General features: G+C 63.3%; 16 protein-coding genes. 13 read left to right on the top strand and 3 right to left on the bottom strand.

The features are described 5' to 3' along the window. Positions 1–14: 14 nt before the first annotated feature. From JSS95_09380 to JSS95_09335, 10 genes are all read left to right on the top strand, one after another. Positions 15–4574, top strand: coding sequence for an SGNH/GDSL hydrolase family protein (locus JSS95_09380; GenBank protein ID MBS1800022.1), 4560 nt, complete (start codon positions 15–17; stop codon positions 4572–4574). Positions 4575–4636: 62 nt separating this feature from the next. Beyond that, positions 4637–6193 (top strand): terminase, encoded by a 1557-nt coding sequence (locus JSS95_09375; GenBank protein MBS1800021.1) that lies wholly within the window; start codon positions 4637–4639, stop codon positions 6191–6193. A 250-nt stretch (positions 6194–6443) separates the two neighbouring features. Beyond that, positions 6444–7349, top strand: coding sequence for a phosphatidylinositol kinase (locus tag JSS95_09370; GenBank protein ID MBS1800020.1), 906 nt, complete (start codon positions 6444–6446; stop codon positions 7347–7349). Between the two features lie 15 nt (positions 7350–7364). Continuing rightward, positions 7365–8222 (top strand): DUF3037 domain-containing protein, encoded by an 858-nt coding sequence (locus JSS95_09365; protein ID MBS1800019.1) that lies wholly within the window; start codon positions 7365–7367, stop codon positions 8220–8222. Positions 8223–8445: 223 nt separating this feature from the next. Then, a complete protein-coding gene (locus JSS95_09360) occupies positions 8446–9690 on the top strand; it encodes a phage portal protein (GenBank protein ID MBS1800018.1) in 1245 nt (414 codons plus the stop codon). 309 nt (positions 9691–9999) lie between these two features. After that, positions 10000–12069 (top strand): hypothetical protein, encoded by a 2070-nt coding sequence (locus tag JSS95_09355; GenBank protein ID MBS1800017.1) that lies wholly within the window; start codon positions 10000–10002, stop codon positions 12067–12069. Positions 12070–12097: 28 nt separating this feature from the next. Next, complete coding sequence (locus tag JSS95_09350) at positions 12098–12313, top strand: hypothetical protein (GenBank protein ID MBS1800016.1); 216 nt, start codon at positions 12098–12100, stop codon at positions 12311–12313. A 350-nt stretch (positions 12314–12663) separates the two neighbouring features. Next, positions 12664–13167 carry a 5-(carboxyamino)imidazole ribonucleotide mutase gene (purE, locus tag JSS95_09345; protein ID MBS1800015.1) on the top strand — a complete coding sequence of 168 codons (504 nt, stop codon included), beginning with the start codon at positions 12664–12666 and terminating at the stop codon, positions 13165–13167. Next, the gene (gene purK / locus JSS95_09340; GenBank protein ID MBS1800014.1) at positions 13164–14354 is read left to right on the top strand and encodes a 5-(carboxyamino)imidazole ribonucleotide synthase; all 1191 of its coding nucleotides are present in this window, start codon (positions 13164–13166) and stop codon (positions 14352–14354) included. The genes purE and purK overlap by 4 nt, the downstream gene beginning before the upstream one ends. Next, positions 14351–14713 (top strand): hypothetical protein, encoded by a 363-nt coding sequence (locus tag JSS95_09335; GenBank protein ID MBS1800013.1) that lies wholly within the window; start codon positions 14351–14353, stop codon positions 14711–14713. The genes purK and JSS95_09335 overlap by 4 nt, the downstream gene beginning before the upstream one ends. 269 nt (positions 14714–14982) lie before the next feature. Here JSS95_09335 and JSS95_09330 read toward each other — a convergent pair whose 3' ends face one another. Further along, complete coding sequence (locus JSS95_09330; protein ID MBS1800012.1) at positions 14983–15558, bottom strand: elongation factor P; 576 nt, start codon at positions 15556–15558, stop codon at positions 14983–14985. A gap of 234 nt (positions 15559–15792) precedes the next feature. Between JSS95_09330 and JSS95_09325 the strand changes: the two genes are divergently transcribed. From JSS95_09325 to JSS95_09315, 3 genes are all read left to right on the top strand, one after another. Beyond that, positions 15793–16095 (top strand): carboxymuconolactone decarboxylase family protein, encoded by a 303-nt coding sequence (locus JSS95_09325; GenBank protein MBS1800011.1) that lies wholly within the window; start codon positions 15793–15795, stop codon positions 16093–16095. A 211-nt stretch (positions 16096–16306) separates the two neighbouring features. Beyond that, the gene (locus JSS95_09320) at positions 16307–17305 is read left to right on the top strand and encodes an alpha/beta hydrolase (protein ID MBS1800010.1); all 999 of its coding nucleotides are present in this window, start codon (positions 16307–16309) and stop codon (positions 17303–17305) included. Positions 17306–17443: 138 nt separating this feature from the next. Continuing rightward, positions 17444–17758 carry a Rieske 2Fe-2S domain-containing protein gene (locus JSS95_09315; GenBank protein ID MBS1800009.1) on the top strand — a complete coding sequence of 105 codons (315 nt, stop codon included), beginning with the start codon at positions 17444–17446 and terminating at the stop codon, positions 17756–17758. A 95-nt stretch (positions 17759–17853) separates the two neighbouring features. Here JSS95_09315 and JSS95_09310 read toward each other — a convergent pair whose 3' ends face one another. Further along, entirely contained in the window at positions 17854–18981 is a 1128-nt protein-coding gene (locus tag JSS95_09310) for a c-type cytochrome (protein MBS1800008.1), read from the bottom strand. 219 nt (positions 18982–19200) lie between these two features. Then, positions 19201–19914 carry a hypothetical protein gene (locus JSS95_09305; protein MBS1800007.1) on the bottom strand — a complete coding sequence of 238 codons (714 nt, stop codon included), beginning with the start codon at positions 19912–19914 and terminating at the stop codon, positions 19201–19203. Positions 19915–19919 lie beyond the last annotated feature (5 nt).

Raw genomic sequence — 19919 nt, 5'->3', positions numbered from 1 at the left:
AAGAAGGACCGCCCATGCACTGGATACGACGACGTGGGACCGCTGTGAGCATACTGCTCGCCGCTCCCGTCACGCTTCTAGCGTTCGCCATCTGCGCGCTCGCACAGGTTGTAACTACACCGGTTACAGATACGATCTACCGGGCCGACGGAACGCCGGCAGGCGGGACCGTGATCGTGAGCTGGCCAGCCTTTACCACGCCGAGCGGCCAGTCGATCGGCGCGGGCAGCACCTCTGCCGTGATCGGCGCGGGCGGCCTGCTAAGCGTGCCGTTGACGCCCAACGCGGGCGCGATGCCGCTGGGCACCTACTACACCGTCGTCTATCACCTCGACGACGGCAGCGTGAACCGCGAGTACTGGGTGGTCCCGGCAAGTTCTTCGCCGGTGCATATCAGCGCCATCCGCTCGACGGTACTGCCCACGTCGGTTGCCATGCAGGCCGTCAGCAAGAGCTATGTCGATACGGCGATCGCCGCCGCTGTCGCCGGGCATCCGCTCGACACCTCGAACCCCTACGTGCTGAAGGCCGGCGACACCATGACCGGCCCGCTCGTGCTCGCAGGCGATCCCACGGCAGCGCCGCAGGCTGCGACGAAGAGCTACGTCGATACGGCCATCACCGCCGTCGCGTCGGGTATCTCGCAGAAGGTCTCCACGCTGCCATTTACAACGCAGACCGTGGCCCAGCCTCCCGCGACCGAGCTCCAGGTGAACCGCATGAACGGCACCAGGTACGCCAGCCAGTTCCAGAGCGGACGCGGCGACAACGGCATCGCCAACGCAGCCTCCAATGGCGAGTGCGCCTCCGGCTGCGACATCGTCGCCGAGCAAAGCTACGGCTCCACCGAGACTTATACGCCATCGCAATGGAACGACCAGACCCACGTCGAAGACCGCCGTCTTGGCGGCCGTCGCGACAGCTACCTGAACCCCGAGAATGCACTGACCCCGGGCACCGAGACGGGGCAGGTCATCAACGTGACCTCCACGCGCGGTGGAGCGGCCGTTCACCAGCTCAGCGGCAACCAGGTCCCTGCCTCCATCGGCCTTGCCATCGACCACGTCGCCCTTACCGGCGGCCAGAACCAGTTTCCCGAGAAGATTGGCGCCGTCCCGTACTTCAAGACGAACTATAGCGCGCTGACCGTCAACGGCACATATAACACGCAGGGGCAACATGTGCTCGCGCCCATGGCGACCAACTGCTTTGGCGTTGGAGACTGCCTTATCGGCAGCCAGTTCATCCTGGCTTCGGGCGGCGTGCGCGACTCCGCCGACGAAGGCGCGCACCCCTTCGACCTCCAGATCCGCGAGGACTCCCGCGTCTTTGCGGGCACCTGCGCCCTCTCCTGCACCACCGGAGCGTCGTCGGTGACGGTGAACGCAACCGTCGACGCAGGCACGCAGGGCGACGGGCGCTTTCTCATCGATACCAATCCCGCCAAGGTGCTCACCGCGGGCTCGCTCGTCGGCCCCGGCATCAGCGCACCCAACGCCTCGGTATCTTTCACCGGAACAAGTTTTCCCGTCAGCACCTTCTTCAGCATCGCCGCGGCGGTGCCATCGCAGTCCAACAACCTTGCCCCCGGCACGGTCACGGTGGCGATTGCCACGACGGGACTGCCCTCCGGCTTTGCCTCCAACACAGCAGCAGCGCCCGCATCGAGCGGGGTCGCCTGCATCTCCGATCCCTCGGTCGCCTCGGGAGGAATCGAAGACTTCGAGACGGCCAACTACACCGTGGTTGATGGAACGCATCTTCAGTTCACGCTCAACAAGGCGCACTTCGCCAACGCAACGGTCGCCATCGGCGGCCTGTGCGGCTATGGACTGGAGCAGACGGTCGATACCGCGAGCCGCATCCGTCAGGTCTTTCCCGTCATCGGCTCCTACTCGGCCACCGGCCTTTACTACTCCGGCGGAGCGACGGAGGTCGCGGGTTTGATGGACAAGACCACGGGCTATGCCAACATCTTGCTTACCGTCGCCTCGGCCGTGCGCAACGGCAACGTCGTTACGCTGACGACGGCGGGCAACATGAACTACGACCTGAACGGGCTTACGGTCAACGTGACGGGCATGACCGACTCAAGCTACAACGGCAGCTTCGCCGTCACCACGACTGGCCCCAACACACTGACCTACGCGCAGACGGGAGCCAACAGCACCAGCAGCGGAGGCAGCGTTTCGCTGCTCACCGGCGGCTATGCGCTCTATCCCATGGCCGAGGTGCTCAGCGTGATGAACCCGGCAACCAAACTGGTGGATGGGACTATGCAGCTTGCCCCGAACACGGTTGCGTGGGCCGCGGGCGACACCGTGGAGCAGCCGCACTACCACCAGCAGAAGGTGGCCGCCGACCTGGAGTACGTCTCCCAGATCGCGCCGCGCCCCGACAACTACCAGCAGGCAGGCATTCAGTACGAAGGCAACAACGGCCCCGGCCTGCACGGCTGGGTTATCCGCAACGCGACACCTGCCACGAGCTACTTCGGCAACGGAGGCACTCACGCCGCTCCCGACATGGCCTACTTCGCCGACGGTATCTGGAAGCGGACGATGGTGGCGCAGGCCGGGGAACAGAGCGTCTTCAGCATCCACTGCAACTCGCACGGCTGCGGCAGGTGGAACTCCGGCTACAACCTGTTTGAGCTGGACTCCAACGCAGGCGTGGACACGTTCAGCTTCCAGCCGCAGACCAGCGCATTCAACATGAGCCTGCGCGGCACCGGCTACAGCTTTACGCCGCAGGCATTCACCGCCGGAACCATCAACGCCGGAACGCTGAACGCAACGACCATCAATGGCTCCGTCGCGGCATCGCAGCTTCCCGTCTTCCACGCATCGGGCGCCTCTCATGCGCCGGGCGCAGTGCCTGACCCTGGAGCGACGGCGGGCACAACGCGCTACCTGCGCGAAGACGGCACATGGGCCACTCCGGTTGGCGGAGGCACCACGGGCTCCAGCGTCAGCGTGCCGCAGGGCGCAACTGCCGACTACGACTTCATGCAGGGCTCGGGCTCCGTGCTCACCGACAAGAGCGGCAACGGCAACAACGGCGCGCTGGGTACGGGAGCGGCCGCGCCGAACTGGGTCAGCACCGGCCTGCACTTCCCCGCAGGCTCCAACGTCGCCCTGCCGGCGGCGTTGAACGGCACCCGGACCGTCGTCGCTGCGGTATACCTCGATCCGCTGGTCAACGCTCCGGCAAATACAAACTGGCCGGCGATCATGACCAGCAGCATGGGATCGAACGGGCTGAATCTCATGCTCTTCTACTCGATCGGCGGAGACAACTACTCGCTGGTCTTCAGCCCATCGGTGTGGAGCAACGGCGGTTCGACGACGGTCGGCGATGCCAGGTTCTCGGGCTTCCACATCGTCGCATATGTCACGGGCAGCACGGCCGACTCGACGGTCGACCAGCTCTACATCGACGGCAACGAAGTAGGCGGCTACCGAACGCAGGGCCGCTCCGCCGGCGCGCAGAGCAGCGGAAACCTCTTCCTCGGCGCCAGCGGCGCGGGCTACTGGACCGGAGGCGCGAGCGAGACCATGTACCGCGTGCTGACCTACGCAAGCGCGCTGACCCCCGAGCAGGTACGCTCGGCGACCGCCGCAGTTCGCTCTGACATCGTCACGCGAGGCGTCGCGGTGGCACCGCCGGTCACGCGCCCCATTGCGCCACAGCTGCATGCCATCGGCGATTCGATCACCTACGGCGCAGGCGTCTCTTCGCCGTGGCCGTCGTTGCTGTCGCTCACCGGCCAGCCCGCATACACCATCAGGAACTGGGGCATCAGCGGAATCAAAGCCATCGAGGTGAACGGCACGGAGTCCAACCGCGCGGCGCTAAGCTGCAGGACATCGACGGGCGCAAGCTCGGTCGCGGTCCTCCTGCTCGGCACCAACGACTTCGGCTACGGCACGCGCACCGCCGAAGAGGTCTTCCGCGAGATCGCCGGCGAGATCGGCACACTCAAGGACGCAGGCTGCACTGTCTTCGTTGGCACGATGCTCTCGCGACCAGGCACCGACCCGAACGGCAACACGGGCGATGTGAACAAGGACAACCTCGACAACATGATTCTGCAACGCGCAAAGCTGGCGGGGGCGGCCGGCGTCGTCGACTTCGCGGCAAACCCGCTGCTGGGCGCCGATGGCGCGAACCTTGGAGCATCGTTCCAGGGCGACCATCTGCACCCCACGCAGACCGGACAGCAGATGATGGCGACCGCGGCCAGCAATACGCTGAACTACTACTTCGGCTACACGCTGACCAACGCGAACGCTGTCACCGCCTCCACCTACACGCTGGCCAGTGGAGATGGCGCCGTGACCGCGGCCATCACCGCCAACGCCGCATGGACCATGCCCGACTGCACCGGACCGAGCGGGGCGGAGTACACCATCACCAACCCGCAGTCGGCCTACACACTGACCATCACGGGACAGCCCAACCAGCCGATCAACGGACTCGCGACACCAGTCACGGTTCCCGCGAACGCAACCGTGACGCTGCATGACGTGCCCAACCCGAAGAACGTGTCGGGGTGCCACTGGGCGATGTAAACGCACGATGCCGGTGTTCGGCGACAAATCGGGTGCCCCACATCTGGCAGCTTCATCGCCAGATGTGGGCCATCCGCGCGAAGCGCGAACCGCATTGCTTGAGTGCATTCATTCACGGCATACCAATCGCAACGCAACAAACATTCGGTGAACCAATGAAAGATGTAGAAGCCCTCCTCTGCCTGGGCCGCGAGATCGCGCATGACCCGGAGGCGATGATTCACGCAATCGATCGGTACATCAAAGTCCGCAGCCGCACTGGAGAGATCGTTGCTCTTACTGCCAACCCCGCACAGTGCGCCTTCGAGGCCGCGCGCGGACAAAAAAATATTGTGCTGAAGGCCCGGCAGATGGGAATCACCACCTGGATCGCCGCGCGCTTCTTTATGAAGACCATCACCGCGCGCGGCGTGCTGACCGTGCAGGTGGCGCACACGCGCGAGGCCGCGGAGGGGATCTTCCGCATGGTGCAGCGCTTCTGGGAGCACCTGCCCGACGAGTGGCGCGAGGGTCCATTGCGCCGCAGCCGCGCCAACGTTGGACAGATGTGTTTTCCGGAGCTGGACAGCGAGTTCCGCATCGTCAGCGCGGGCGACCCCGGCGCGGGGCGCGGGCTCTCCATCCAGAACCTGCACCTGAGCGAGGTGAGCCGCTGGCCGGGCGACGCGGCGGAGGCGCTCGCGGGTCTGCGCGCGGCGCTGGCGCCGGCTGGAGAGTTGGTGATCGAGTCCACGCCCAACGGCGCGGGCGGCTGCTTCTACGACGAGTGGAGCCGCGCCAGTATGAACGATACCGCCCAGCACTTTTTTCCCTGGTGGCTGGAACCGGAATATGTATCCACATCGGTTACAGAATCCGGGTACACCCGGGAAGAGCAGGCGCTGGTTGCCACGCACGGCCTGTCGCCGCGGCAGATCGGCTTTCGCCGCTCGCTGGAATCGAGCTTCCACGGCCTGCGCGCGCAGGAGTACGCCGAGGACGCCGTCTCCTGCTTCAGGGCCAGCGGCAACTGCTGCTTCGCGGTTGAGACGATCTTCAAGCGGCTCGACGAGCTTCCAACGCCGGTCGCGCAACAGGACGCGACGCTCTACTGGCTGCCTGCGATTGCGGGCAAGCAGTACATCGTCGCCGTCGACTCGGCGGGTGGCGGCGCGGACGGCGACTATGCAGCCGTGCAGGTGATCGAGCGCGAGAAGGGATTGCAGTGCGCGGAGCTGAGGGAGAGGCTCAATCCGCTGCAACTCGCACAGGCCTCCGCGCAGCTTGCTCGCGAGTTTAACAACGCGCTGATCGCAGTCGAACGCAACAATCACGGGGCGGCCGTGCTGGCGTATCTCGAAAGCGGGGAGAGATACACAAACCTCTACGCGCAGAATGCGCTCGCAGGCTGGCTGACCAGCGCGGCAAGCAAGCCCACGATGATTGCGCGGCTGGGAGCGCTGCTGGTGGAGTCGCCGGAGATCTTCTACTCGCGCCGCCTGCTGGAGGAGTGCCGCACCTACAACAACATGCCCAATGGAGCCACAGGCGCGGCTTCGGGCTCGCACGACGACTGCGTGATGGCAATGGCCGTGGCGCAGGCGGTGAGAGCGGAGATGCTGACGAAGGCGGGGACTTAGTTGTCCGTTCTCAGTCCTTCTCACCCGCCCAAAAATTGTCATCCTGAGCGCAGTGGCGTAGCCACGAAGAGCTTGCCCTGAGCGAAGCCGAATGGGAAGGACCTGCATTTTCGCCTTCCCTCCGGCTACTATGCACCGGAAAGCAAAATGCAGGTCCTTCGACTCCGCTACGCTCCGCTCAGGATGACAAAGTTGTTGGGTTGCCTGGGTGTCTCTGACAACTAAGAACGGAGAACGGACAGCTTTCCCCATGTATCCTGCTCTAACAAACGCAGAGGAGTTCACCGGCTTGGCAGTGCTTGCAGTACAGGCGATTCGAAGGATGCGCGGCGGGGCGCAGAGCCAGTTGATGCTGGGCGCGGACGGCAAGCTGTGGGTCGTGAAGTTCCAGAACAATCCGCAGCACCTGCGCGTGCTGGCCAACGAGCTGATCGCCACGCGCCTTGCCGCAGCAATTGGACTGAGCGTACCGAACAGCGATGTCGTCGAGGTGACCCAGTGGCTGATCGCCAACACGCCGGCGATGCGCCTGGAAGGCCTTAGCGAACAGCGACGGCCGTACACCGCGGGGCTTCAGTTTGGCTCGCAGTTCGTCGGCGGGCTGATGCCGGGACAGGTCCTTGACTACCTGCCGGAGCCGCAGCTTGAGGAGGTGCGCAACCTGCGCGAGTTCGCGGGCATCCTGTGCATCGACAAGTGGACCGGCAACTCGAACGGCCGCCAGGCGGTCTTCGAGCGCAGGCCACGCGAACGCCGGTATCGCGCCAGCTTTATCGACCAGGGGTTCTGCTTCAACGCAGGCGAGTGGAATTTTCTCGACTCGCCGTTGCGCGGCGTCTACCAACGCAACCTGGTCTACGCCGGGGCGACCGGCTGGAAGAGCTTCGAGCCGTGGCTGACGCGCGTGGAGGAGATGCGCCCCGACGCGCTGTGGCGCATCGCGGAGGTCGTCCCGCCGGAGTGGTACGCGAACGACGCGCCTGCGCTGGAGCGTTTGATGGAGCAGTTGCTCGCGCGGCGCGAGCGAGTGCGCGAGATGATCGCGGCCTTCCGCGACTCCACGCGCAACCCGTTCCCATTGTGGAACACCAGCGCATCGGTCACGGTGCCACGACAGTTTGCAGCGATAAACAGCAGCGAAGGATTAGTAATGTAGTTAGAAGGAGTTCGATTGGCAGAGCGAATCCCATGCGAGTTCTTCCTCATCCGCTATGTGCCGGATGTGGTGAAGGGCGAGTTCGTCAACATCGGCGTTGTCTTACGGGAAGCCGTGCGCGAGGCAGGCGCGGCATCGGCGGAGACGGTCGTGCGCTTCACTCGCGACTGGGCACGCGTGCGCTGCATGGACGCCGAGGCCGACACGGCGCTGTTCGAGGCGCTGGAGGGCGAGATCGCCGACCGTCTACGGCTTGGCGCAGCGGACACCAAGCCGGTGATGCAGTTGCTCGAAGACACGCTCTCGAACTCGCTGCAAATCTCGGCGCCGCGCGCGTCGCTGGCGGAGAGCATTCCCGCCGAACTTGCGCAGTTGATGCGCATGTACGTCGAGCCGTTGAAGGTGAAGCAGGAACGCAGGCGTACGGGCCGCGCTGCGATTCAGGCTGCAATGCGTTCGGAGTTCGAGCGCGCGGGCGTGTGGGCCATGATGCGCAAACGCATCGCTGCGTCGCTCTACACGCGGCCGGGTGACCCGATGAAGCTCGACTGCGGCTATCGCGCGGAAGTGAATGCGAGCGGGATCATTCGCATGTTTCAGGCAGTCTCGCTGGAAGGCGACGTGGACGGAGCGAAGGGCCTGGCATGGGCAGCGCCGCAACTGCGCGACGGCGTGCACCGCGTGGAGGGAACGGATCTCGAGCTGACAGCGATCGTCGAACCGTTGCGTGCTGTCTCTTCAGACGACGAGAACGAAGCCATCGACCGATACCGCTTCGGCGTAGAAACAATGGAGCACGAGGCTATTCGCGTGGTGACGCTGAGCGATCTAGCCCGCATGGCAGAGACGGCACGGCTGGAACTGCGGGCCTAGCGGCAGGGAATAGGGGATAGAACATCGGGTGCCCCATCCTTGGCGGTTTCATCGCCAAGGGTGGGAGTGTATAAGCTCCGCACCGCCATTCTTCATCCCACCCTTCGCGTTGCGAAGGATGGGGCACCCAGGCTTCCAGTGGTTTGTAAGAATGGCGTGGCATGGCTTTCGAGCCATGCCTTTTCTTTTTGGCAACGACATATATGCAAGCGAGGTGAGAGACATGGGAGTTCAGACAGTGATGAAAAATATCTGGCGGCATTTTTCCGGCGAAGTGGATGTAGCGGCGTCCGACGCGGCCAAAGGCGAGCGCAAGACGGCGATGCTTCCCGCGGTCCTTACGCCGTATCGCGGAGCAACATCGACGCACGCCGCTCTGCCCAAACCGACACCAGCGAACCTGCGGCGCTTCGCCGAGACGCCGGTCGTTCGCCGCGCCATCAACGTGGTGAAGGACAAGGTGGCCAGCATGGACTGGCAGGTGCGCGTGCGACGCGGCTACGACATCGCCGACATCGACAACGCGCAGGAGAAGATGCGCGTGCTGCGCCGCTGTCTCGAAGAGCCGAACGCGGCAGACAGCTTCCGCGTGCTGTGGGAGCAGGTGATCGAAGACCTGCTCGTCGGCGGCTTCGGCGCCGCCGAGATGGAGGCGACCGGCGATCCTCTGCGACCGTTTCATCTGTGGGCGGTCGACGGCGCGACGATCCAGATCGACAGCCGCTGGGACGGCTCGCCCGACAAGGCACGCTATGCACAGGCGACAGGGCGCATGGGGACCGATGCCCTCATTCCGCTGCTTGATGCCGAGCTGATGTATGTGCGGCTCAACCCGCGCACGCACACTCCGTTTGGGCTCGGGCGGCTTGAGGTCGCGTTCGAGACGGTCAACCAGTTCCTGAGCGCGAACCGTTACGCGGGCAAGCTCGCGGCGAACTCCGTCGTGCAGTATGCGCTGTGGCTCGACGAGGCGACGCCGGAGCAGCACGACCGCATGATCCGCTGGTGGCAGGACGAGATCGAAGGCACCGGCCGCGTGCCTGTGCTGAGCACCCCAACCAAGCCCGAGGTGCTGCGCTTCGCCGGAGGCACGGACGCCGACCTGCGTTTGCAGTGGCAGGAGATGCTGATTCGCCTGATCGCGAACGCCTTCGAGCTGCCGCCCATGCTGCTCGGCGTACACGGCGACGTCAACCGCTCCACCGCGGGCGAGTTTGCCGACGAAGCGTTTCAGAGCGCGGTCGTTCCCGTCGCGAAGCTGATCGCCGAGCACATCACGCGCGACCTCTTTGCCAAGAAACTGGGCTGGCGCGAGTTCGAGTTCTGCTTCAACGATCTTGAAACGCGCGACGAGACGCGCGAGGTGGAGATGCAGAAGACGCTGATCGAGTGCGGTGTGCTCACGGTCGATGAGGTGCGCGAGATGCGCGGTCTGCCTCCGCTGGCCGCGAAGAACTCACAATCCTGAAGGCCGGGTGCCCCATCCTTCGCAGTTTCATCGCGAAGGGCGGGAGAAACAGATCTCTCCCACTCTAAAGACTTGTCATCCTGAGCGGAGTCATTGCAACGCAATGACGCAGTCGAAGGACCTGCATTCGCTTTGTTCCCTTTTTTACATCGCTTCACAGAGAGAACAAATGCAGGTCCTTCGACTCCGCTGCGCTTCGCTCAGGATGACAAACGCGAGACACGCCTCAACCCACCCTTCGCGGTGAGACTGCGAAGGATGGGGCACCCGGAGATTGTCGTCCGCACAACACACACACACGAGGTAAACGTGAAGATAACCATCGACAACATGGATGGCGGAGGCGCGCGCGATTTCACCGCTGCGCTCTCCGCCGATGCGCCGCTCACCATCACGCGCTCGCGGAACGAACCCGCACGATGTGCGGGAACGCTCGACATGAATGCGACGGCGTTGCCTGTGCCTGCGCGCCGTGCGCGCGTTGCCGTAACCAGCGACAGCGGAGCTACGCTCTTCAACGGCCTGATCGTCACCGAACCTGAGCGCGTGTATGCAGGCGTTGCGACGATCGGCGCAATCTACCGGCTCGTCTTCCACGCCATCGCCGATGCGGCGGATGCAGCCAGCCTCGCGCCGGGCGCTACGCACGCGCTTAGCGATGGAGACGCCGCGCTGCACATCGCCGCGCTCGTGCCTGCGATGGCACGCGAGCTCGCCACCGACATCACGCTCTCGGGCGAGACCGAGGCAGCCGCTTACATCACCGAGTACTTCATGGGCGATGGAACGACGAGCGCCTTTCAACTGACACAGCCGCCGTTCCGCACCGCCGGTTCTGCGACAGTACTCGACGAGCGCTTCGACCAGGCGGCGATCAATCCGCGACTGTGGAGCGTCGCCGACAATGGCTCGTTCCTCTCGCTCACGCATGCGGGGCTGACGATAACAGGCGGCAACGGGCTCGATGGACAAACGACGCTCTCCTCCGTAGCGCCGGTTGAGATCGGCGGAACGCTGGCGATTGAGATGAACGCCGTGACGCTGGGAGCGGGAAGCGATGGCGTGGTGTGCGGCCTGTACAACGGCGCAGTCTTGCGCAGCAACTGCTTTGCCGGGTTCAACGTGCGGCAGAGCAGTGGCGCGACCATCGTCACGCCCTTCGTCAACGGCGTTGAAGCAGGGTCGTCGCTGACGATGCTGAGCGGGCATCGCTACACGCTGCGCCTGCGGCTGCACTGCCCGGAGACCGTGCGCGCAACGCAGACGTACAGCGCGTTGTGCGATGGTGTGCTGCGCAGCTTCGGCGGAGACTCGATCGCATCCCCCGCGACGCTCGTCTTCGAGACGCGCGATGAAGGCGACGCAACGAACACGCCAGTGACGGTGCTGTACACGGCAACGCTGGCATCGTCACCCGCGAGCTGCACCTTCACTCCCGTGAACAGCGTGCAACTGATCGGCTCTATCGGCTCGTGCAACGTCGCGCATGCAGGCCCGGCGTGGGTTGCAACGACGACGCCCGGCGGCCCCACGACGATTCGCGTCAGCGGCCCGCAGGTGGACGGCATCGACTGCATGGTCTCGCCATCTGGCAGAATCACCTTCTACGCCGGGCGCATTCCCGTTGCCAACGAGACGATCACCGTGAGCTATCGCGGACGACGACGCGCAGCCGCGCACCTGCGCGATGCTGCGAACCCGGGTACGGCGACGGCGACGTGGCAGGGCAAGGTGACGCATCCGCCAGCGCGAACCACAGTCGACTGCGAAAACGCCGCGCTGGCCGCGCTGAGCTTTGCCACATCGCGCGCGGCGGCAGTGCGAGGAAGCTGCGCGATGGTCAACCCCGCAGCAGACGTTCAGCCGGGCGACATGCTCAGCGTTACTTCGGGCAGCGGAGTTTCGACTGACACGCTGAAGCTGATCGTCCGCAGCGTCGCAGTGACGGACAGCCATGCGCGGCCCGAGCTTGTGTCGTATCACGTCGATTTCGCCAACGACTGGGCCACGGCTCTCAACGCGAAGTTTGCCGACGGCATCGCCGGCGATGCTCTGCCGCTGCCTGCAAGGACAACACCCGCCGCTGTGCTGGCGAACCTGCCGGGTTTGCAGGTGGTCAGCGCAACGGGCACAGCATTGCAGATCGATGCCGGCGTCGATCCTCCAACGGGAGGAGGCTTCGAGGTGCGCCGCCGCGACTGGGTCTTCGGCTCCGGCGTCGATGGCGACTTCGTGTTGCGCTCGCCGGTGCGCAGCTTCACTATTCCACGCTCGGCGCAGGTGGAACGCTACTTCGTGCGCATGTACGACGGTTCAGGCACGCCCGTCTACTCGCGTCTTTCCAGCGCAGTATTTACCAACCTGCCGGTCAGCCTGTGATCGCGCGGGAGATGAAGGGAAGTGCACCATGACGGAGTTTGAAGGACAGGTTTTAGGCGACCTGCGCGTGCTCAAGAGTCAGATGGACCAGCTGATGGGAATCGGACAGCCGGGACGGCTAACGCAGATCGAAGAGCGCGTGGAGCGCCACGAACGCAGCGTGCAGCGGCTGCGCGGATTTACCGCGGCCGTCGGCGCGCTGGTGACGATCGCGCACCTGGCGATCGATTTTCTGCGGCGATGACCTGTACAACCGGCCACAAATCTCCGGGTGCCCCATCCTTCAGGCAGTGAAGGGTGGGAATGAAGACCGCTCGGCCATCGTTCATCCCACCCTTCGCTTAAGGCTGCGAAGGATGGGGCACCCAGGCGGCTTCATCGCGAGAGGCGTAGTCGAAGGACCTGCATTTTTCACTCTCCCCAGCAGCAATCGACGGGTTGGAAAGAATGCAGGTCCTTCGACTACGCGGCTATGCCGCTTCGCTCAGGATGACAATTCGGTTTGGGCAAGGCGTAGGGCACCTGTCCGATTGACTCCAGATACATCGTTACCATCACAGATTGTCTCGGATACGAACCCCGTATAATCGCTGCATGGACGCCTCACCGCTGGTTGGAGTGATCATGGGAAGCCGCAATGACTATGCGGTGATGCAGGGCGCGGTCGAGATGCTCCGCGAGTTCGGCGTGCCGTACGAGGTGCGCGTCGTCTCCGCCCACCGCACGCCCGACCTTCTCTTTGAATATGCCGGAACTGCCGCTGCGCGTGGCCTGCGCGTCATCATCGCAGGCGCTGGCGGCGCGGCGCATCTGCCCGGCATGGTTGCGGCGAAGACTGTCGTTCCTGTGCTCGGCGTGCCGATACCCGCGACTGCGCTGCAAGGCATGGACGCTCTGCTGAGCATCGTGCAGATGCCAAAGGGCGTTCCCGTGGGCACGCTTGCGATTGGCGCTCCCGGAGCGGCGAACGCTGGGCTGATGGCTGCGCAGATCATCGCCACAACAGATACCGCACTGCAGAAGAAGCTGACGGCGTGGCGTGAGGCGCGGCGCGATGAGGTGCTGGCGCACAGCCACGGGGTCGAGACTCACGGATGAGCGCGGCGAGCACAAAGACTGTTGCAGCGAAGCCGATCCTTCCCGGCGCGACCATCGGCATCTTCGGCGGAGGCCAGCTAGGCCGCATGACGGCGATGGCTGCGCGCGCGATGGGCTATCGCATCCAGGTGCTTGATCCCGACCCGGCGTGTCCGGCGCGGTTTGTCGTCGACGGCTGCATTGAGGCGGCCTGGAACAATATGCACGAGGCCGCGCACCTTGCCGGCGGTTCCGACGTGGTGACGCTGGAGATCGAACAGATTGCGCTGACGAGCATGGAGGCCGCGGAAAAGCTCGCTCCCGTGCGGCCCGGCCGCGCTGTGCTTGAGGTGATTCAGGACCGCATCGCGCAGAAGCAGTGGCTTGCCGCGCACAACTTCCCCATCGGCGACTGGCGCGCCGTGCACTCGCTCGATGAGCTGCGCGAGGCGATCAAAGCGCTGGGCGGCAAGGTCTTCTGCAAGAGCGCAACCGGCGGCTACGACGGACGCGGGCAGGGCAAGGTTGGCTTTCGCGCTGGCGCGGATGCTGAAGAAGAGTTGCGCGGCGCGTGGCATGCTTTGGGTGAGCATGCAGGCGTCGCCGAGAAGGCCGTCGAGCTGGAGCGCGAGATCTCCGTGCTTGTCGCGAGGTCGCCTTCGGGTGAGGTGAAGGTCTATCCCGCGGCGTGGAACCATCACGAGAACCAGATTCTGGCGTGGAGCGTGATGCCCGCTCCGCTCACCGATGCGATGGCCGCAGAGGCGCACGCTCTTGCGGAGAGGATCGCCAACAGTTTTACCCTCGAAGGCATTCTCGCGGTGGAGATGTTTGTCACCACCACCGGCCAGTTACTGGTCAACGAGCTTGCGCCGCGCCCGCACAACAGCTATCACGCCAGCGAACGCGCCTCGGTCACAAGCCAGTTCGAGCAGCTTGTGCGCGCGGTGTGCGACCTTCCGCTGGGCGATGTCTCGGTGGTGCAGCCGTGCGCGATTGCGAACCTGCTGGGCGACGTATGGCTCAACGAAGACGGCACACCCAGGACGCCGCGATTCGATCGCGCACTCGCCGTGCCCGGAGTGCGGCTGCATCTGTATGAGAAACATCGCCCGCGCAAGGGACGGAAGATGGGGCACCTCTCTGCCGTCGGCGCTACTGCGGATGAGGCTGTGACTGCGGTGCTGCGGGCTCAGGAGCTGCTGTGAAGACCAGAGACGATCTCACAGTCGCTCTCATACTTACTCCATCTTTTGACACGCTTACTAATTTGATTGGGAATATGCCGGTCTGGGCAGTTGATGTTCCAGAACATCGAACATCCATCCCTATGCCCGAGAAAAGGGCCTATCAAGATTGGCTCACCCTTTACAAAACGTATTCTCCTTCTCTCGAAGACGAGTGCATAAACCAGCTAGGCTCCATTGAAGAGCACTTTCCTGATGTTTCTCATATTCTCTTGATTGGATTGAATCGATCTCAAAAGCTGGAAGACGATTTGCGCAACCTCGGCTACGATCTTGAACAAGATGGAGTTCAGTTAAGTGCGCGTAGACGGCTTGACTGATCAGTTGCTTTGCGAAGGAAGAATGGAGCCGGTGCCCCATCCTTCGGCGTCTTGTGCCGAAGGGTGGGAATGCAAGACTGGTCGCGGCGGGAAAAAGGATACATCCCACCCTTAGCTTCGCTAAGGATGGGGCACCCGGGCGGTTGTGGCACTTCCGGCAGAAAGTAGATTCCTCCCATTCGACTTCGCTCAGGGCAGGCTCTTCGCTCGGAATGACAACTAGAATGTTTCGCTCAGAATGACTACCAAATAAGGTTGGGCTAATAAACTTACGCGCGTCCGGCGAAGTCCCTATTCTCTGTCGACACCTTCACCTTTTCGCCTTCCTTGATAAACAGCGGCACGCGGATCTCGAGGCCGGTTTCGAGTGTGGCCGTCTTGGTGACGCTGCCGGACTGCGAGGCTCCGCTCAGGCCCGGTTCGGTCTCCTTCACGGTGAGGTCGACGAAGATCGGCAGTTGCAGGCCGATGGGGTTGCCGTTGTACTTCGTCAGTTGCACTTCGAGGTTCTCGGTAAGAAAGTCCGTGGCGTCGCCGACCATGGACTCGGTGAGCGGGAAGGTCTCGAAGCTCTGCTGGTCGAGGAAGTGGAAGCCGTCGCCATCGGCGTAGAGGAAGGTGGCGGGGACGAGTTCGACGTCCGGCTCCTTGAACTTGTCGCCGGCCTTGAAGCTCTTCTCGAAGACGGCGTTGGTGATCATGTTGCGCATCTTCAGGCGCACCAGCGTCTGTCCTCCGCGCGCCGTGGGCGTGCTGATGTCGGAGTCCATGCAGTAGTAAGGTGCGTTCTCGTGCTCGAACAGCATCTTGCGTTTTACGTTAATTGCTTCAATCAGTGCGGCCATCGAACTCCTCTTCCATCTTCAAGTATAGGTGCGGCGATGCGCTTGGAACAAAGGCCGGGTTCACGGGTACGTTGTCTCGCCCACGTCAAACTTGCGTAACAAGGCTGTCTCTCCTCCACAGATTCAACTCCCTGCGTGTACCCTTAGTGCTATCGCGGCACCCAGCGGGTTCACCGGCCCTCCCTCTGCAATTCGTGAATCGGGCGCCACCGCACTCACACAGGAGAGACACGCATGTATGACATGAAGAACCTCGTCCAGCTGAAGAAGCTGGACGCCAACGCGCCCGAGTCGATGAAAGCCTTCTGGGCATTCGACAAGGCGGCCTTCGAGCCCGGCGCGATCGACGCGCTGCACAAGCAGTTGATGGCGCTTGCCGTCGCGCTGACGACGCAGTGCCCTTACTGCCTGGAGATCCATCGCAGGGCCGCCGTCGCGGCAGGTGCAACCGAGGCGATGATCGCGGAGACGGCCGTGGTCGCAGCCGCCATGCGAGCGGGCGCCGCCGTCACGCACGCAACGCATCTGTTCAAGTAAGCGCCACAGCGCACTCAATCACGGGCTCACGCTACCCCTCTCGCATCGGTTGACATATTCTTGTCCCAACCTGCATGAGGGGAGCTGCCCTGTGAATCGTATCCGCGCGACGTTCCTGTTGCTCACTGCCAATATCTTCTGCGTCGCGTTATGCCCAGCGCAGAGTACTGCTTCCGATACTTGGCACGATCCATCTCCTCACCATCGAGAGATGGTTTCTGTTGAGCCAGGAGTTCAGCTTGAGGTATTGGACTGGGGAGGCAACGGACGTCCCCTGATCTTTCTCGCTGGACTCGGCAACACCGCGCATATCTGGGACAACTTCGCTACAAAGTTCACGGACAAGCATCACGTCTACGCCATCACGCGGCGCGGGTTCGGCAGGTCGACGCATGCCACAACGGGGTATACACCAGAGAGGCTTTCCGACGACATTCTTGCAGTGATGGAAAAGCTGAAGATCGAGAGGCCGGTCTTGATTGCCCACTCGATTGGCGGAGAGGAGCTCAGCGCCATCGGCACGCGGCATCCAGAGCGCGTCAGCGCGCTTGTGTATCTCGACGCAGCTTATAACTATGCCTTTTACGACGCTGTAGGAGACTATGAGGCAAGCCTCGCTCGTCTCAGGAAGCAATTGAATGCACTTGCCGACAAGCCCAATGACACGGCGCTCATGGATCAGGTGAGAGCATCGCTGCCGCAATTTGCGGACAATCTGAACCGCAAGGCAAACAGCACTGAGAATCCGCTTCCTCCTCTGCCATATGGTTCTCCTACCACAGCAGACAAAGCGAGCTTTGCGGCGATGCTGAAGCGATTGAAGGGCGCTGTGGGAGGTGTTCCACCGGAAGCTGAGATTCATGAGAGCTTCCTGCCTGGGCCGGATGGCAGCGTCGGTGATCGCAATGCCGCAGCCGAAGCACCGTCTGCGGTGTCGAAGAACTATGAGCGCTTCACAACGCCTATTCACCTGCCGATGCTTGCCGTCATGAGCTATCCACAGGTCAAACCTCCCGATGCCAACTGGCCGAGATATCTCGCAGCGGTGGCAGCGGCCGACGCCAATCAGGCTCGCCAGATCGGCGCATTCGAGAGAGGTCAGCCAACAGCGCGCGTGGTTCGCATTGCAAATGCGAATCACTACATCTTTATCTCGAACGAAACCCAGGTGCTGGACGCAATGAAAAGATTTCTGGGCGATCTTTCCTAAAATTGGATGACACAATCCCAAATTCTTCTTTACGTCAGATATGTCGATTTTGACCAAGGCATAGATCGGTGACTTGTCTACGCAGATGCCGACACAGTCCTGCTCCTCCATGATTCAGGTTGTGCGAGTATGAAATCCATGATCGTAAAGCTGTGCAATGTGCAGGACCTGCCCGCGCCCGGAGAGATGCGCGCGTTTCAAGGCCGTGGGCTGGAGCTATGCGTGGCGCGTCCGCGCAAAGACCATTCGCGTGTTTTCGTCTTCGACAATCGCTGTCCGCACCAGAACGCCATGCTGAACCAGGGAGCGCTGGAGGGCAACGTCGTGGTGTGTCCGCTTCACGGCTGGCGATACGACATCGGCACCGGATACTCCGATGTTGCGGGCGACCCTCCACTGAAGACCTACGAGGCCCGGCAGCACGATGGTGCGCTCTTTGTGCAGATCCCATAGGCGCGCGGATTCCGCCCATTGGTCATCCCGTGCGCGCCCGCTCCCTGATTTTGCTCTACCGCCGGTAGACACCAGGACCGGCCGTGGTTCGGACGTTACGGCTTCGTCTTCAGGAACGCGATCAGGTCCGTGATGTCCTTGTCCGTCAGGTCGGGGTGCGGCGGCATCGGCGGCTTGGCATCGGCGATGCCTTCCTTGGCTACCGTGCGAACGCGCTTTTCGCCAACGCGCTCCACCACGCCGATCAGCGACGGGAAGACAGGAGGCATACCGGCGCGCGTGGGCTGGTGGCAGACCGAGCAGTTGTTGGCGTACAGCGTCTTGCCGTGCGCAACGTCGCCGGCGGCCGGCTTCTCGGCCGCGGGTGCTGGAGCGGCGGCTTCCTGTCCCGCTGGCTTTGCCGCGCTGGCGACCAGCGTGTTCTTCGCAGCAGCCTTCGCTCCGGCTGCAACCGGGGTTGCGGGAGTTGCAGCGGTACCGGCAGCAGGAACCGTGGCGGGCTTTGTCGCGGGAGCCGTCGTTGAAGCGGCAGGCGCAGCAGCCTCGACCGTTGGGTGCACGTGTTCCAGCACTGAACCCAGCCACGGGCTGAGGAAGTCGCTGGAGAAGCCGCTGCGCTCCTCGACCGCAGCGATCGGCACGACTCTGCCTCCGCTTGGAACGTCGGTCTCGGCTGCGTTCTGGCTAAGCTGCAACGCGCGAATGTAAGCGACGATCGCCCAGCGGTCCACGGGAGTGATCTGCGAGGCGTAGTCCGGCATGGCGCCGTAGCCGTTGGTGATCACCGAGAAGAAATGGCCCAGCGGGGCCGACCGCAGGCGATAGCTGTGGAAGCTGGTCGCCGGATAATAGCCCCGCTGCACAATCATGCCCTTGCCGTTGCCTACGCGCGAGTGGCATGGCGTGCAGTAGACGTTGAAGCGCTCCTGTCCGCGCTCGAGCACGGCGGGCGTGACCTTGAATGGAAGTCCGTCGGCCTCGGCGCCGTCGACCATGCCCGTCGCAAAGTAGCTCACCGTCTGCGCCTGCGAACGCGCCACGGTCCCGGCCACCTGCGGCCGCACCGAGCGGCCGTCCTGATAGAAGGTGGTCCCGCGCTGGGGAAAGAACTTCGGCTGGTCGTGCATGTCCTGGCGGCAGCCGGTGAGCGAAACGCAGCACAGCAGGGCAGCGCCAGCGATGGATACGGCTTGACCGAGGGGGAGGCGGAGACTCCGAGGCATAGTTCTGGTTCCTGACGATGGAAGGATATGGAGAGGAGAACGCGCTTTCTCCTCCCAAAAAGGCTACACAGACGGCAAGGTGTTTTGCAACCCGCAGCAGGTTTCACAGCCGCTCGGGGTAGGAAGGAACACCTTCGTCCCCACACAAACTCTGTGAGAGATGCTCAACCCAGCAGTTGACGGCTCTACGTTCTGCTCCGCTCAGAGGCACCGGTCTGTTTAGCCTATGACAACGCGGCCAGCTTGCTGGATCGTCCGGCGGCGCGGCATGGAGAACCCGGCGGCGACGATCCAGATAAAGCCGGGGAAGCGTGTGAGAGGAATCAGCGGCAGCAGTTTGATGTTGACGATCTCAAACCAGCTCAGCTCGCCGATAATGGCGACTGCGATGCCCATGACGACCACCCAGCGCGGCAGCAGGCGATAGAAGCCCGCTGTGACCGATACTCCCGCAATGAGGATGCCGAACGGGACGGAGAAGCCCGGGCCTCCCAACCCGAACGAGATCCGGTAGAGGGCCTGGGTGAGCGCAGCGTCGTGGGCGACCTCGGTATAGGTTGTCGCCCACAGAATGCAGGCGCTTGCCATGATATTGGCCGCGGTCAGAAATCCTCCAAAGAGCGCGATCTGCGTTCCTGCCGCGCGCACCCGCTGAAAGCGGAGCTGACTGACGGCTGTGGCCGCGAAGATGCCAAGCGCGATCGCCGCCCCGAACTGGAAGAAGGCGCAGAGCAACACTCCCGGCTGGCGCGTGGAGAAGAACGCCGTCATCTCCGCAACGGTGGCCGTGGGTGGCGGAAAGTAGGGCGTTCCGCCGAAGGCGGTCACGGGGAAGAGCGAGGCGAGGAAGAGGACGACGAAGACTGTTGCAACAATTCCAATATGAGGACCGCGGAACTTCACGGTCGTTACGGGTTGTTCGAGTGTGGTCATGGGGC

The sequence above is a fragment of the Acidobacteriota bacterium genome, assembly GCA_018268895.1.
In the GTDB taxonomy this organism is placed as follows: Bacteria; Acidobacteriota; Terriglobia; order Terriglobales; family Acidobacteriaceae; genus Edaphobacter.
The sequence above is the reverse complement of the archived record's forward strand: the minus strand, read 5'-3'. Positions and strand labels throughout refer to the sequence as shown.